Source organism: Bacillus sp. KS1, from assembly GCF_020075515.1.
Lineage (GTDB): Bacteria > Bacillota > Bacilli > Bacillales > Bacillaceae > Bacillus > Bacillus velezensis.
This window is the reverse complement of record NZ_JACAWW010000024.1, coordinates 50,401-63,964: the sequence shown is the minus strand read 5'-3', so window position 1 is coordinate 63,964 and position 13,564 is coordinate 50,401. Positions and strand designations below refer to the sequence as shown.

At 46.5% G+C, this 13,564-nt stretch carries 19 protein-coding genes; 14 read left to right on the top strand and 5 right to left on the bottom strand.

Going from position 1 to position 13,564, the window contains the following annotated elements; genetic code table 11:
- The 8 genes from HWY38_RS18230 to HWY38_RS18195 all read left to right on the top strand — a co-directional run bounded on the left by HWY38_RS18230 (window position 1) and on the right by HWY38_RS18195 (window position 6,562).
- A complete protein-coding gene (locus HWY38_RS18230) occupies window positions 1-690 on the top strand; it encodes a CoA transferase subunit A (RefSeq protein WP_012117777.1) in 690 nt (229 codons plus the stop codon).
- Window positions 675-1,370 (top strand): 3-oxoacid CoA-transferase subunit B, encoded by a 696-nt coding sequence (locus tag HWY38_RS18225; RefSeq protein ID WP_007612023.1) that lies wholly within the window; start codon window positions 675-677, stop codon window positions 1,368-1,370. The genes HWY38_RS18230 and HWY38_RS18225 overlap by 16 nt, the downstream gene beginning before the upstream one ends.
- A complete protein-coding gene (locus tag HWY38_RS18220) occupies window positions 1,336-2,643 on the top strand; it encodes a peptidase (RefSeq protein WP_224182348.1) in 1,308 nt (435 codons plus the stop codon). The genes HWY38_RS18225 and HWY38_RS18220 overlap by 35 nt, the downstream gene beginning before the upstream one ends.
- Window positions 2,606-3,478: a putative beta-lysine N-acetyltransferase gene (ablB, locus tag HWY38_RS18215; protein ID WP_224182332.1), complete on the top strand. Its 873-nt coding sequence runs from the start codon at window positions 2,606-2,608 to the stop codon at window positions 3,476-3,478. The genes HWY38_RS18220 and ablB overlap by 38 nt, the downstream gene beginning before the upstream one ends.
- The gene (ablA, locus tag HWY38_RS18210) at window positions 3,475-4,896 is read left to right on the top strand and encodes a lysine 2,3-aminomutase (RefSeq protein WP_224182331.1); all 1,422 of its coding nucleotides are present in this window, start codon (window positions 3,475-3,477) and stop codon (window positions 4,894-4,896) included. The genes ablB and ablA overlap by 4 nt, the downstream gene beginning before the upstream one ends.
- Window positions 4,893-5,171 carry a YokU family protein gene (locus tag HWY38_RS18205; RefSeq protein ID WP_029326147.1) on the top strand — a complete coding sequence of 93 codons (279 nt, stop codon included), beginning with the start codon at window positions 4,893-4,895 and terminating at the stop codon, window positions 5,169-5,171. The genes ablA and HWY38_RS18205 overlap by 4 nt, the downstream gene beginning before the upstream one ends.
- 74 nt (window positions 5,172-5,245) lie before the next feature.
- Complete coding sequence (locus HWY38_RS18200; RefSeq protein WP_007407941.1) at window positions 5,246-5,470, top strand: YozE family protein; 225 nt, start codon at window positions 5,246-5,248, stop codon at window positions 5,468-5,470.
- A 411-nt stretch (window positions 5,471-5,881) separates the two neighbouring features.
- Window positions 5,882-6,562 carry a hypothetical protein gene (locus HWY38_RS18195; RefSeq protein WP_003153690.1) on the top strand — a complete coding sequence of 227 codons (681 nt, stop codon included), beginning with the start codon at window positions 5,882-5,884 and terminating at the stop codon, window positions 6,560-6,562.
- Here the strand turns inward: HWY38_RS18195 and HWY38_RS18190 are convergent.
- The gene (locus HWY38_RS18190; protein WP_012117771.1) at window positions 6,559-6,702 is read right to left on the bottom strand and encodes a hypothetical protein; all 144 of its coding nucleotides are present in this window, start codon (window positions 6,700-6,702) and stop codon (window positions 6,559-6,561) included. The genes HWY38_RS18195 and HWY38_RS18190 overlap by 4 nt on opposite strands.
- A 116-nt stretch (window positions 6,703-6,818) precedes the next feature.
- Between HWY38_RS18190 and HWY38_RS18185 the strand changes: the two genes are divergently transcribed.
- From HWY38_RS18185 to HWY38_RS18175, 3 genes are all read left to right on the top strand, one after another.
- Window positions 6,819-6,992, top strand: a complete 174-nt coding sequence (locus HWY38_RS18185) for a YozD family protein (RefSeq protein ID WP_224182330.1) — start codon at window positions 6,819-6,821, stop codon at window positions 6,990-6,992.
- A 73-nt stretch (window positions 6,993-7,065) separates the two neighbouring features.
- Complete coding sequence (locus tag HWY38_RS18180; RefSeq protein WP_224182329.1) at window positions 7,066-7,677, top strand: phosphatase PAP2 family protein; 612 nt, start codon at window positions 7,066-7,068, stop codon at window positions 7,675-7,677.
- A gap of 59 nt (window positions 7,678-7,736) precedes the next feature.
- A complete protein-coding gene (locus HWY38_RS18175; protein WP_003153700.1) occupies window positions 7,737-8,057 on the top strand; it encodes a YodL domain-containing protein in 321 nt (106 codons plus the stop codon).
- Window positions 8,058-8,111: 54 nt separating this feature from the next.
- Here HWY38_RS18175 and HWY38_RS18170 read toward each other — a convergent pair whose 3' ends face one another.
- Complete coding sequence (locus HWY38_RS18170) at window positions 8,112-8,237, bottom strand: hypothetical protein (RefSeq protein ID WP_003153701.1); 126 nt, start codon at window positions 8,235-8,237, stop codon at window positions 8,112-8,114.
- Between the two features lie 136 nt (window positions 8,238-8,373).
- Between HWY38_RS18170 and deoD the strand changes: the two genes are divergently transcribed.
- Both deoD and HWY38_RS18160 read left to right on the top strand, forming a co-directional pair.
- Entirely contained in the window at window positions 8,374-9,072 is a 699-nt protein-coding gene (deoD, locus tag HWY38_RS18165; protein WP_003153702.1) for a purine-nucleoside phosphorylase, read from the top strand.
- Between the two features lie 83 nt (window positions 9,073-9,155).
- The gene (locus HWY38_RS18160) at window positions 9,156-9,974 is read left to right on the top strand and encodes a D-alanyl-D-alanine carboxypeptidase family protein (RefSeq protein WP_007407945.1); all 819 of its coding nucleotides are present in this window, start codon (window positions 9,156-9,158) and stop codon (window positions 9,972-9,974) included.
- Between the two features lie 43 nt (window positions 9,975-10,017).
- Here the strand turns inward: HWY38_RS18160 and HWY38_RS18155 are convergent, their stop codons facing one another.
- Both HWY38_RS18155 and HWY38_RS18150 read right to left on the bottom strand, forming a co-directional pair.
- Entirely contained in the window at window positions 10,018-10,269 is a 252-nt protein-coding gene (locus tag HWY38_RS18155) for a hypothetical protein (RefSeq protein ID WP_007612011.1), read from the bottom strand.
- 92 nt (window positions 10,270-10,361) lie between these two features.
- Complete coding sequence (locus HWY38_RS18150; RefSeq protein WP_224182328.1) at window positions 10,362-11,063, bottom strand: class I SAM-dependent methyltransferase; 702 nt, start codon at window positions 11,061-11,063, stop codon at window positions 10,362-10,364.
- A gap of 146 nt (window positions 11,064-11,209) precedes the next feature.
- Between HWY38_RS18150 and HWY38_RS18145 the strand changes: the two genes are divergently transcribed.
- Window positions 11,210-12,613 carry a S41 family peptidase gene (locus HWY38_RS18145; protein WP_044802202.1) on the top strand — a complete coding sequence of 468 codons (1,404 nt, stop codon included), beginning with the start codon at window positions 11,210-11,212 and terminating at the stop codon, window positions 12,611-12,613.
- Window positions 12,614-12,673: 60 nt separating this feature from the next.
- On the opposite strand, the gene HWY38_RS18140 is transcribed toward HWY38_RS18145, so the two are convergent.
- On the bottom strand, window positions 12,674-13,399 hold the full coding sequence (locus tag HWY38_RS18140) for a GntR family transcriptional regulator (RefSeq protein WP_224182327.1): 726 nt from the start codon (window positions 13,397-13,399) through the stop codon (window positions 12,674-12,676).
- Window positions 13,400-13,564 lie beyond the last annotated feature (165 nt).

The window sequence follows — 13,564 nt, the reverse complement described above, 5'->3', positions numbered from 1 at the left end:
ATGTCTATTTTTCATAAAAAAATCGATATTCATGAAGCAATTGCCGATGTCAAGGACGAATCTGTCATTATGTTCGGCGGTTTTGGGGGAGTGGGTTCACCTCCGTCATTAATCGAAGCGATTTTGGAGAGCGGCGTTAAAGAGCTGACCGTCATCTGCAATGATGCCGGATTTCCGGAAATCGGCATCGGCCCGCTTATCGTTCATAAGCGGGTGAAAAGGCTGATCGCTTCCCATATCGGCTCAAATCCTGTCGCGGGCAGACAAATGACTGACGGAGCGCTTGAGGTGGAATTTTCGCCGCAAGGGACGCTTGCTGAACGGATTCGCGCAGGCGGAGCGGGGCTAGGCGGTATTTTAACTGATATCGGCATTGATAACGCAACCGTTTGTGAAAACAAAGAAACCGTAACGATTGACGGAAAGTCCTATTTAGTTGAAAAAGCGCTGACGGCTGATTTCGCTTTTGTGTCCGCACATACTGCTGATGAATTCGGGAATCTGACGTTTGACAAAACGGCGCGCAATATGAACCCTCTGATGGCTGCGGCGGCCGAAAGAACATTTGCTGAGGCGGCGGAGATTGTGCCTGCCGGCGAACTTGACAGCGAGCATATTGTAACGCCGGGCGTTTTCGTGGAGGGTGTCGTGCAAAGTGAAGGAGTGAAGTGGAGATGGGCTTGGGAATAGCGGAAAGAGAGAGTATCGCGAGGCGGGCCGCCAGTGAAATTACCTCAGGTATGATTGTCAACCTGGGGATCGGCATTCCTTCTTTAGTGCCGAACTTTCTGCCGGCCGGCATGGAGGTAATGCTGCAGGCGGAAAACGGCGTCCTTGGGATCGGCGGCAGTCCGGAGCGCGGAGAGGAGGATGAGCTTTTATGCAATGCGGCCGGGTTTCCTGTCAGTACAGTTAAGGGTGCTTCCTATTTTGATTCAGCTCTGTCTTTTGCCATGATCAGAAAAGGGCTGATAGATATTACCATTTTAGGCGCGCTCCAAGTCAGCAGGACAGGTGATCTCGCCAATTGGCTCGTGCCGGGAAAAAAAGTGCCCGGAATGGGCGGGGCGATGGAGCTTGCCCAAGGCGCGAAAAAAGTGGTTGTCGTCATGAGCCACACCGATCAGAAAGGCCGGCCGAAGCTGGTCGAAAGTTGTTCATTGCCGCTTACAGCAGCGGGCTGTGCAGATCTCATCATTACAGAGAAAGCCGTCATCAGCATAGATGATGGGGCTTTTGTTCTTGAGGAACTGCTGAATGGCACGACCATAGACGATGTCATTCAAACAACGGATGCCGAAATCAGATTGGGAGAATGTTTTCTTAAAAGGGGGTCTGTCCATGGATCAATTAGAAAAGAAAGTCACTGAGTGGGCGGAAGAAAACACAGCAAAAGCGGTAAGCCTGCTGAAACGGCTGATCGGGGAAAAAAGCACGTTCGGCCATGAATTTAACGCACAGGCAGTCGTTTTAGAAAAACTGAGACAGTTCGACATGGATATTGATGTATGGGAGCCGAGTGTCAAACATTTGAAAGAGCATGCTTATTTTGTATCGGAACGCGAAGACTTCCATGAAAGCCCGAATATCACAGCCGTAAAGAAAGGGGCCGGGGGCGGAAGATCACTGATACTGAACGGACATATTGATGTTGTCCCGGAAGGAAATCCCGCCGCATGGACGTATGAACCGTTTACCGCTGTTGAAAAGGACGGCAAAGTTTACGGCCGCGGGTCAACGGATATGAAAGGCGGCAATACAGCCCTCTTGTTTGCGTTAGAAGCGCTTGAAGCCTGCGGGATTACATTAAAAGGAGATGTTCTGTTTCAAAGTGTCATAGATGAAGAGTGCGGCGGCGCGGGAACACTGGCGGCTGTTATGAGGGGCTACAAGGCTGACGGGGCGCTTATTCCCGAACCGACTAATTTAAAGCTGTTTGTTAAGCAGCAAGGGTCTATGTGGTTCCGCATTACGGTAAGGGGATTGTCCGCACACGGCGGCACCCGCTATGAAGGGGTGAGCGCCATTGAAAAAAGCCTGCATGTCATCACAGCCCTTAAAGAGCTTGAACACGTCCGCAACGCCCGTATCACAGACCCGCTTTATCGGGACGTTCCGATTCCGGTTCCCATTAATATCGGCATCGTCCAAGGGGGAACGTGGCCATCATCGGTAGCTGACCGTGTGGTGATAGAAGGCAGGTGCGGAATAGCTCCGGATGAAACGCCCGAAGCAGTAAAAGAAGAGCTGGCAAGCTGGCTGAAAGATTTGGAGTACCGGGATGAATGGTTTAAACACCACCCGGCGGAAATAGAATGGTTTGGGGCTCAGTGGCTTCCGAATGATCTCCCGGATGAGCATCCGCTGATTTCCGCTCTGGAATCTTCTTTTGAGAAAATGAAAGGGGCAAAACCGGTTCGAGAAGCGTCCCCGTGGGGAACGGACGGAGGGCTTTTGCAGCACGCGGGACAGACGCCGGTCATCGTCTTCGGCCCGGGAGAAGTCAAGGCGGCGCATCAGGCGAATGAATACATTGAAATCCGGGCGTTAATCGATGCCGTCAAAATCATTTCTCTTTTTATCATGGAATGGTGCGGGGTGGCAGATGGGGGTGACGGAGCTGATAAAGGAACTGAGGGCTGAAAAGGGAGCGGCCGAGATTGATGCAGACCGTTTCAATGAGCGGCTCAGAGTCATTCGTTATGAAGGACAGATCACGGCGCTTATTCCGGCCGTTTTGGCAGAAGCAAAGCAAGAAGGAGCCCAAAAGGTAATTTTCTTTGCCAAGCGCGGCGATGAGCCGGAATTTGTCAAGCATCTTTTTATTGTTGAGGGTGTCATAGACGGGTATTACAACGGGCATGAGGCTGTTGTGATGGTGCGCTATTTAGCAGAGGAACGGAGACGGTCAGATTCATATGTATCAGAAGATTCGACTGTTGACCGTTTATATGAGACACCGCGGCGGGGACTGACTCAGACAGAAAGCACGCTGATGTTCAGAAAAGCGGACGAAGATGATGCAGACCGTTTAACGCACTTATATAAACATGTTTTTCTTACCTATCCGACTCCTGTCTTTAATCCCCTTTATATTAAAAAAACAATGAGAGAAAACACCATCTATTATGCCGCATTCGATCAGGATCGTCTCATTGGGGCGGCAAGCGCAGATATCAATCCGGTATTGGGGCACGCTGAAATGACCGATTGTGCGGTTCTGTCAGATTACAGGGGGAACTCCGTAACGGCAAACCTGTTTAAAGCGTTGGAGCAGGAACTCGCTGGCCGGGGAATCATCCATCTTTTTTCCTTGGCCCGTGCAGCGTCTTACGGGATGAATGCCGTTTTGTACCATGCGGGATACGGCTACAGAGGCAGGCTTGTGAACAACTGCCGCATTTCAGAAGGGCTCGAAAATATGAATATATGGTGTAAGACTTTACGTTTGGCCATTCATAAGGAGGAATTCGTTTGACAAACAAATGGTTTCAGCCGAAGCGTCATTGGAAGGAGATTGAATTGTGGAAAGATGTGCCGGAAGAAAAGTGGAATGATTGGCTGTGGCAGCTCACCCATACTGTAAGAACCGTCGATGACCTGAAAAAAGTCATTCATTTGACCGAAGAGGAAGAAGAGGGCGTCAGGATGTCTGTAAAGACCATTCCCCTGAACATTACGCCTTATTATGCTTCTTTAATGAATCCCGATAACCCGAGATGTCCGATCCGCATGCAGTCCGTGCCGCTGTCAGAAGAAATGCACAAAACGAAATATGACCTTGAAGATCCGCTGTTTGAAGATGAAGATTCACCGGTTCCCGGTCTTACGCACCGCTATCCCGACCGCGTTCTTTTTCTGGTGACAAATCAATGCTCGATGTATTGCCGATATTGCACCAGAAGGCGTTTTTCCGGACAGATCGGAATGGGGGTGCCGAAAAAACAGCTTGATGCGGCCATCGCTTACATCCGGGAGACGCCGGAAATCCGTGACTGCCTGATTTCCGGCGGAGACGGGCTTTTAATCAACGATCAGATTCTGGAATATATTTTGAAAAACCTGCGTGACATTCCCCACCTTGAAATTATCCGGATCGGAACGAGAGCGCCCGTCGTATTTCCGCAGCGGATAACGGATAACCTTTGTCAGATTTTGAAAAAATATCATCCGGTCTGGCTGAACACTCATTTTAATACGAGCATCGAACTGACGGAAGAATCGGTTGCGGCGTGTGAAAAGCTCGTTAACGCAGGTGTTCCGGTCGGTAACCAGGCCGTTATTTTAGCAGGCATTAACGATTCGGTGCCGATTATGAAAAAACTCATGCATGATTTAGTGAAAATCCGCGTGCGTCCGTATTATATTTATCAATGTGATTTGTCAGAGGGAATCGGCCATTTCAGAGCGCCTGTGTCAAAAGGGCTGGAAATCATTGAAGGACTGAGGGGCCACACAACGGGCTTTGCCGTGCCGACCTTTGTCGTCGACGCCCCGGGCGGAGGCGGTAAAATCGCCCTGCAGCCGAACTACTTGCTCTCCCAAAGTCCGGAGAAAGTTGTGATCAGAAACTTCGAAGGGGTGATTACATCTTATCCCGAGCCGGAAAACTATATCCCGAATCAAGCCGACGACTATTTTGAATCTGTTTTTCCGGGAACGATGGCCAAACACGAGCCGGTCGGACTGAGCGCCATTTTCGCGGACAAAGAGGTTTCGTTCACACCGGAAAATGTATCGAGGATCGACAGGAGGAAAACGTTTACATCAAACCCTGATCATGAAACGCTGAAAGACCGCAGGGAAAAGAGAGATGAATTGAAAGAAAAGAAATTTATTGCACAGCAAAAGAAAGAGCAAAAAGCAGGATCGGAAGTCGGAGGTGAGTCGCCGTGAAGCCATGCGAGTGGTGCGGCAATCAGAAGGCGTCAGCTAGTCAGGCGGCTGTGTACTGGGAGCTTCCTGACGGTACGAGGGCCATAGAAATTACAGAAACACCCGCATTCGCCTGTTCCTCCTGCGGCATGACTTATCAGGAGGAAGCGGTCATAGCGGAAATCGAAAATCAGCTTTTTTTAGTCGATGCAAAAAAATTACCGGAAACACTCACATATCAAGAGCTGATGGAGACAGAACGGATCTTGAAACGAAATTATTTTGACTTCTCCTAGTCTTCTTTTGTTGTAATTTCACACTTGAATTGTATAATAGTACAACAAAAGACAGTCATCAGGAGGGGAAACCCATGAAATCCTTTTATCACTATTTGATGAAATACAGGCATCCCAAGCCGCAGGACGCAATCAGCCAGTTTGCGAATCAGGCATACGAAGATCACGGCTTTCCGAAAACGTCAAGCGATTATCACGAGCTCAGTTCTTATTTAGAACTGAGCGCCGACTATTTAGAAACGATGGCGACATTTGATGAAGCTTGGGAAAAATATGAGACCGAGGTGCATCACGCCTGACGAAAAACCGCACATTGTGCGGTTTTTTTCTGTTGCAAATATGCAGCCTGAATTGAATCTCCATACACCTTCGATGATGTGTTTCACGGCAAATCTTGAACATTACGGCGGTGATATTGTTGTCAACATGCCTTCGGGCCGGGTATTTTCCTTTGCGTCATAGAGAAAAAAATAAAAACTCATAAAAATAGAAGCTTTTTGTTTCAGCAGTGTTACTGCTCAGTCAATTGAGAGCGGAATATCATCGGACGCTTCTGTTACGTTAAGTGAAAAAACGCACAAGCATATTGCGGTTTTTGACATTTTGAACAGGTGCAGAAATAGATATTTCCTGTGGTTTTCATGCCCATGCGAAATTATGGCGGCCGGCATACGATAGCGTATGACAGTCCGCGGCAAGGGGGAGACAGCATGAAGCCAGATAAACCGAAATTTCAAGTGGGAGACATCGTGGTCGTCGTGATGTACGGAACCGTCGGCACCATTACGAAGGTTCATCAAATTGATAAACATTATCTTTACGAAGTCAATCATAATGAAGTGCTTTATTTTGAATCGTCCATCCAGCTTTATAAAGATTATGAGGGCGTGATCGTCGATATGGAGAAATTGGATATTGAATATGAATTTCTGATCGGCGACGTCGTATATGTAAAGGACTACGGAAAGGAATTATTCCGTGTCATCGGTCACAGAACTGAAATATGGAGATATTTAGAGGATGGCTGGGAGGATATTATTTATGAGCTGACTCGGCTGAAAGACGGAGAGTGGCTTGAAACGGAGGAAGAGGATCTCACGCTGGTTCTGAGAAAATATGAAATGGATCAGTTTGTGCATCAGCTGCTGTTTGTCCACTATGTTGGGGAAGCATCTCATGAGATCGGCGAGGATACCGTCGCGTCTGCTCTTCTTCAGTTTGAAGGCGATGCTGATGATCCCGATGCCCTGCATGTGCTGGCGGTATCGATTGTAGATGAGCTGCTTGATATTTATAACGATTATAAGATTCTTTATCATTTGTTCGGTGACGAAGAATATAAAGATATGATGAATTTTGTGCTGGAAAGCCTGCGGGAGCATTTCAGCTAGCCGGCAAAAAAACGGACGGTGACATATAAAAACCAGGGCAGACAGCCGGCAAAGATTACAAACGACATTCCTTTCAGCACTTTTTCCAATACGATATCAAATCCATCTCCGTCCAATAAAGCCATCATTTTCGTCATCATCTTTTCTCCCTCCGGGGCTTGTTTTTTAAAGTATATGAGCGGACAAAACGTTTAGAACTTTCGGGTATAATTTGAACGGTTTTTTCATAAAACATAAAAAAGGAGGCGGTGTTTGCATGAAAGAAATAGATCTTGTGATTGACACAGAAGAAATAGCTGATTATTTTTACAGTCAGCTTGCTATGCGCGGGTACATACCGAGTGAAGAGGAAATCTTCGAAATAGCCGACATCACCTTTGATTATTTATTAGAAAAATGTATGATAGACGAAGAGCTTGATGAAGAATGAAACTGCGGAACCGAAGTGAAAAAGCTTCGGTTTTTTCAATCAGCTCGGGAGAATGAAACATGGGGGGAAAACGTTGTACAAGCCAGCAAGTCTTTTCGCATTGTTTATTCTGCTCGCAGCAGCGATCCGGATAGAAGCCGTCCGGGTTTTTGATGAGCGTGTGATAGAAGCGGCTGTCAGGATCAGGGCTGCCTGGCTGAATGAATTGATGTTATGGATAACGGAGCTCGGCACGACCGCGGTGCTTTTGCCGCTTCTTCTTTTGACAGGCGCGGCTCTGTATATGTACAAAAAAACGCCGGATGTTGTTTTTTTGCCGCTTCTCTTTCTCATTGAACGGATTGTAAACATAAAAATAAAAGAATTGATTGAAAGAGCCAGACCCGCTTTTGAAGCGCTCGTCCATGAAACCTCATACAGTTTTCCGAGCGGCCACTCCATGAATTCGGCAGTGGTGTATCCCGTCATCGCTTACTTTTTGATCAAGCATGTTCCGTTTTTCACGAAAAGAAAACGCGCCGTCACCGTCTTTACCGGAGTTCTCGTCATTCTGATCGGATTCAGCAGAATTTATTTGGGCGCGCATTTTCCGACGGATGTCCTTGCCGGATTCAGTCTCGGACTTTGCCTCGTTTCGCTTTTTGCGCTCTTTGACGAAAAGTATCATCCGTTTCGACAAAAATAGAGACAGGAAAAATGAGAAAAAACGCTAATACTATTAAGAAATAAGAGGGAGGGATCTTGATGCTGTTATCGCTGCCCGTGTTTAAAAAAAAGACTTGTGCCTATGATGTGACGATTTTTCAAACACCCCGCTACGGCGAGAAAAAGGGATACAGGGTCGTCTATCGGACAGAGTTGGCCGCTGACAATCATCAAGACGCACTGGAAAGGGCATTTTCTGTTTTTAATGTGCCTGATACGGTCCCAAACGACTATCAAGCCAGATTCATAGCGACCGGAGATGTCATACTCATAGACGAAGGAAGAAAAGGAAAGACCTATTACAGGCTTAACCCTGCGGGATGGAGCAAAATTAACCGGCTGCTCGTCCAGCCGAGGTAAGACGGGGCCGGCTGAATCTTCAGCCGGCTTCCGTATTGTCTGGGAAGGACAGTGTTAAGGCTTCCGTTTAGCGGCGGAATGCTCTTTTCCGTGCGCTTCATCAGCTGCAATGACGTCTGAAACGGGCACGTGATTGTTCTTTTTCTGGCCGGTCACCCGGTTGCGCTGTTTTTTGCCCATTATGTTCACTCCTTTTTCTTTAGGCTTGTCATCCCGCATATTCTGCCCAAGATCGCCCTGATCATGCTGATGATTGTCTCTTACCGTTATTCAGTGTACAATGGGTGGGAGTTTGAATAGGCAGGAGGAAAAGGAAATGAGTGTACATATAAACGCAGAAAAAGGCCAAATTGCGGATACAGTGCTTTTGCCGGGAGATCCGCTCCGAGCGAAATTTATTGCGGAAACTTATCTTGAAAATGTGGAATGCTATAATGAAGTCAGAGGAATGTACGGATTTACGGGTACATATAACGGCAAAAAAGTATCAGTCCAAGGCACAGGCATGGGTGTTCCGTCTATCTCTATTTATGTGAATGAACTGATTCAAAGCTATGATGTTCAAAACTTAATCAGAGTCGGCTCATGCGGAGCCATCCGTAATGACGTGAAGGTGCGTGACGTGATTTTGGCTATGACGTCTTCGACTGATTCACAGATGAATCGTGTCGCCTTCGGCAGTGTAGATTATGCTCCTTGCGCAGACTTCGAACTGCTTCATAAAGCGTACCAGGAAGCGCAAAAAAACAATCTTCCCGTAGCGGTCGGAAGCGTATTCACCGCCGATCAGTTTTACAATGAAGACTCCCAAATCGAAAAGCTTGCCAGATACGGCGTTCTCGGCGTAGAGATGGAAACGACTGCTTTATATACGCTTGCCGCTAAATACGGAAAAAAAGCGCTGTCTATCCTGACTGTAAGCGATCACGTATTAACGGGAGAAGAAACAACGGCAGAAGAGCGTCAAACGACTTTTCATGATATGATTAAACTGGCGCTGCATACTGTATCGTAAACTTGAGATGAGGGTCCTGCTGATTAAAGCAGCCCTCTTCTTTATGCATCGCCCTGATTCAAAAAAAGAAAGGTAAGTGTAAAATGAAGAAATCCACTAAATGGTTTTCGCTCGCTGCCGCTCTCAGCGTAACCGCAATCGTGGGAACCGGCTGCAGCATTTCAGGCGGCGACAGCCACAAGGACACAAAAACAGCAGCTGAAACAAAACAATCAGATGACACATCAAGCAAAAAAACAACGAAGGCAGAAAACAGCGATTTTGTATTGGAGAGCAAATATTTTAATGATATTAAAGAAGTGAACGGGCTTGAGACCATTCAAAACCCGACAAATACACTTGCGCTCGTGAATAAGACATACACGCTGCCGGGAGATTATAAACCGAATGATCTCGTGATCCCGAAAGTCGAATTTTCTTTTACTGAGAAAATCGAGAAACGATATATCCGCAAACCTGCCGCCGATGCTTTGGCGGAACTATTCAGCGCCGGAAAAAAAGAAGGTTATGACCTGGTTGCCGTTTCAGGATACCGCTCTTATGACAGACAGAAAGTTATTTTCGATAATGAAGTCAGTCTGAAAGGTGAAAAAAAGGCGAAAGAAGCCGTCGCATATCCAGGGCAAAGCGAACACCAGACGGGGCTGGCCATGGACATTTCCAGCAAAAGCAACGGATATGAGCTGAATGAAGCGTTCGGAAATACGGCAGACGGCAAATGGGTGAAAGACCATGCGTATGAATACGGCTTTATCATCCGCTATCCTAAAGGCAAAGAAAATGTCACAAAGTATGAGTATGAACCATGGCATTTACGCTATGTAGGCAAAAAAGCGGCAAAAGCCATCCATGACCATCAATTAACGCTTGAAGAATATTTTAATGAAGTAAAGAAAGTGTAATAAGAAGAAGCCCGCTTGAAAAATAGAAAGCGGGCTTTCTTTATTACCAGAAGAGTAAACCTCCAAGCGCAAATCCGGTAATCAAACCAAGGCCGATGCCGTAGGCTGCTCCCCAGCCTCCCCAGCCTCCCCAATAGCCGAACCCGTATCCTCTGTGACGGCCGCCGACAGGGGCGATATACACTTTGCTGTTAGTCACCCGTACGATCCTTCCGACGTGGACTCTGCCGTTTCGTTCTGTAATTCTTGCTACTTTTCCCTGGTGCTGCCGGCAAAGATGATAATAGTTTTGCATCTTTTCTCCTCCTATCCAACCTATCTTTCTATGTCAGCTTATGATAGAGTGCGGTAAAAAGGTTGGACGAAAACAGGAGGACAATCGCCGTTTTACTTGTAAGCGACAAAAGCGCAGTGTCCCATATATTCACGGTACGTCTGCATAAGCTCGTAATGAGCCGTCAGCGTATCGTAGTGAAACGGCTGAATAACGGGCGATAAATCCATTTCTGTAGTCGGCTCCTGCGCATTGTTTTCATAGACAGCGGGAATGAAATCCGCTTTCTGAAAGCCTTGCTGAAGCAATCTCTGTTTCCATGCCGTTTCATCCTGCAATACGGTAAAACCGTAGAAGTCTTTTATCTGCGTGATGGCGTTTTCCGGCATGGGCTTTTGTAAAGCAGCTTCAATGCCGATCAGCATACCCCCGGGTTTAAGGACCCGAAGGATTTCAGACAGCGATGAATCAAGATTTGAAAAGGTGAGAACTGATTCGGAAAGAACGGCGGAAAATTGATTTTCAGCAAACGGAAGCCGCTCAAGCTCCGCCAAATAGCCCGGAATGGTTAAGCCTTCAGCGGCAAATCGTTTTGCTGCTTTTTCAAGCATAATGGGATCCTTATCAACACAGGTGACGGGATACAGCAGGTGGCCGAGATAAGCGGCCGTCTGTCCCGTTCCGCAGCCGGCGTCAAGAATCGGTTCGCCAGGAGGAGGAGCCGCTTTTGTGAGAACGGCTTTGGAAAAAGCGAGCCCGCCGGGGTGAGCCCCTCCGACTCCGAATAAGGACAGCATTTCTAAATATTTGCTCAAAGGCCGAATCCTCCTTTTTTCCTCAGCATATGTTGAGAGAAAAGCATAGGTTTGGGTAAACGGGAAAGAAGGGCGCCTCACGTTTGAAGTTGACGAATGAGCGTTCGTCTATGATAATAATGTAAGAATAAAAAGGTGGTGTTTTCTTGAAGCGGCAATTTAAACTGTTTTTTATTATATTGATCACTGCGGTCGCAGCCTCGGCGCTTACGCTGTTTATCACGGGCAATACGACCATTTTCGGACAAGGCTCGGCTGCTTTGACGAACAGCAAATTTGAGAAATTCAATAAAGCCTACGAGCAGATTAAAAGTGATTACTATCAAAAAACAGATGACAGCAAATTAGTAGACGGAGCGATAAAAGGCATGATCAGTTCCCTGGATGATCCATATTCTTCTTATATGGACCCGCAGGAAGGAAAGTCTTTTGAAGAAACAATTTCCGCTTCGTTTGAAGGCATCGGCGCACAAGTGGAAGAAAAGGACGGAAGCATCCTGATCGTATCGCCGATTAAAGGGTCACCCGCGGAAAAAGCGGGGGTTAAACCGAATGACCAGATCTTGAAGGTCAACGGCAAAAGCGTTAAAGGCCTTAATGTAAACGAAGCCGTCGCATTAATCCGCGGCAAAAAGGGAACAAACGTCAAGCTTGTGCTGCACAGAGCGGGTGTCGGCGATCTGAACCTGTCGATCAAACGTGACACCATCCCGGTTGAAACGGTGTACTCTGAAATGAAAAAAGGAGACATCGGCGAAATCCAAATCACATCCTTCTCCGAATCGACGGCAAAAGAGCTGAATTCAGCCATTGACAGCCTCGAAAAACAAGGAGCGAAAGGATACATTCTCGATTTAAGGGGCAACCCGGGCGGACTGATGGATGAAGCCATCAAAATGAGCAACATGTTTATCGATAAAGGGAAAAATATCATGCAGGTCGAATACAAAGACGGCACGAAAGAGGTCATGAAAGCGACGAAAGAGCGCAAAGTGACAAAACCGACAGTCGTCCTTGTCAATGACGGCACCGCGAGCGCCGCGGAAATCATGTCGGCTGCGCTGCATGAATCATCGGGCATTCCGCTGATCGGCGAAAAAACGTTCGGAAAAGGAACCGTGCAGACGGCAAAAGATTACAGCGACGGTTCTACCGTTAAACTGACAATCGCTAAATGGCTGACAGCGGACGGAGAGTGGATTCATAAAAAAGGCATCAAACCGCAATATCAGGTTAAGCTTCCTGAATATGCGAACCTGCCGTATTTAGATGCGAAAAAAACATACAAATACGGGGATTCCGGAACCACCGTCACCAATGCGCAAAAAATGCTGAAAGCGCTGGGGTACAGCGTGAATGTAAACGGCACGTATGATAAAGCATTTGAACAAGCCGTTAAACAATTCCAAGCAAAAGAGAAACTGAAACAAACAGGCATTGTAACGGGAGACACAACGGCAAAATTGATGACGGATCTGCAAAAACAGCTTGCGGACAACGATACACAAATGAAAACAGCCGTTGAAACATTAAATAAGAATATGAAATAGTAAAAAACACCCGATGCGTCGCTCGCGCATTGGGTGTTTTCTGTTTGCGAAAAGCCCGTCTTATGTCGTTTCCTGTTCAAAAAGGTGGCTGTTCGCCTGAATGAAAAACTGTGATTGCTCATAGTGATAGGTGACTTTTGAGTAGTCAAACGGCTGGCCGTTGGTTAAATGAAAAATCGTTTCAACGCAAAGCTTAGGCGCTCCTGTAAACAGACCTAAGTACTCTGCTTCTTCCTCATTTAACATCCCCGCGTACAGATATAAATCTGAAAAACCGCGCTTTAACCCGAGACCTTCTCTAATATAATCAAATATTGATTCTGCCACGATCTCTTTATTCAAATACGTAATAATCGATTTGTTGTAAAATGACTCTTCGATACACAATGTCAGCCCGTCAATATATCGGATTCGCTTGACATAATACACGTCGCCGTCAGGCGGCATATTCAGATTTTGGGCAGCCTCAGGCGTGGGTTTTCTCACTTCCAGCGCTAATAATTTGGAAGTGACATTAAAATCTTCAAGTGATTCTTTAAATCCCTGATTAGAAAGCAGACTGATATACCCTTTTCTTTTATTCCGTCTGACAAAAATGCCGCTTCCCCTTACTTGAAACACAATCCCCTTTTTTTCTAATAAATCTAAGGACTTGGTGATTGTGCTTTTGCTCACGTTAAACCGGGTCATTAAGGTTTGCAGCACAGGCAGTTTATCCCCTTGCTGCAGCTGATGTTCTTCTATGTATTTTTCAATATCTTTCGCGATTTGCTGGTATTTTAACATATACATTCCTCATTCATTTATTGTCCCGCTTCTTTCAGAATTATAGCATAATCGTTTTTAAAAGCCATTTCGTAAATTAACTAAGATTGTTTATGTATTGATAAATTATACCGGTACAATTATAATATAAACGTATAATATGAAAATAAAGGCAGGATTTCTTCT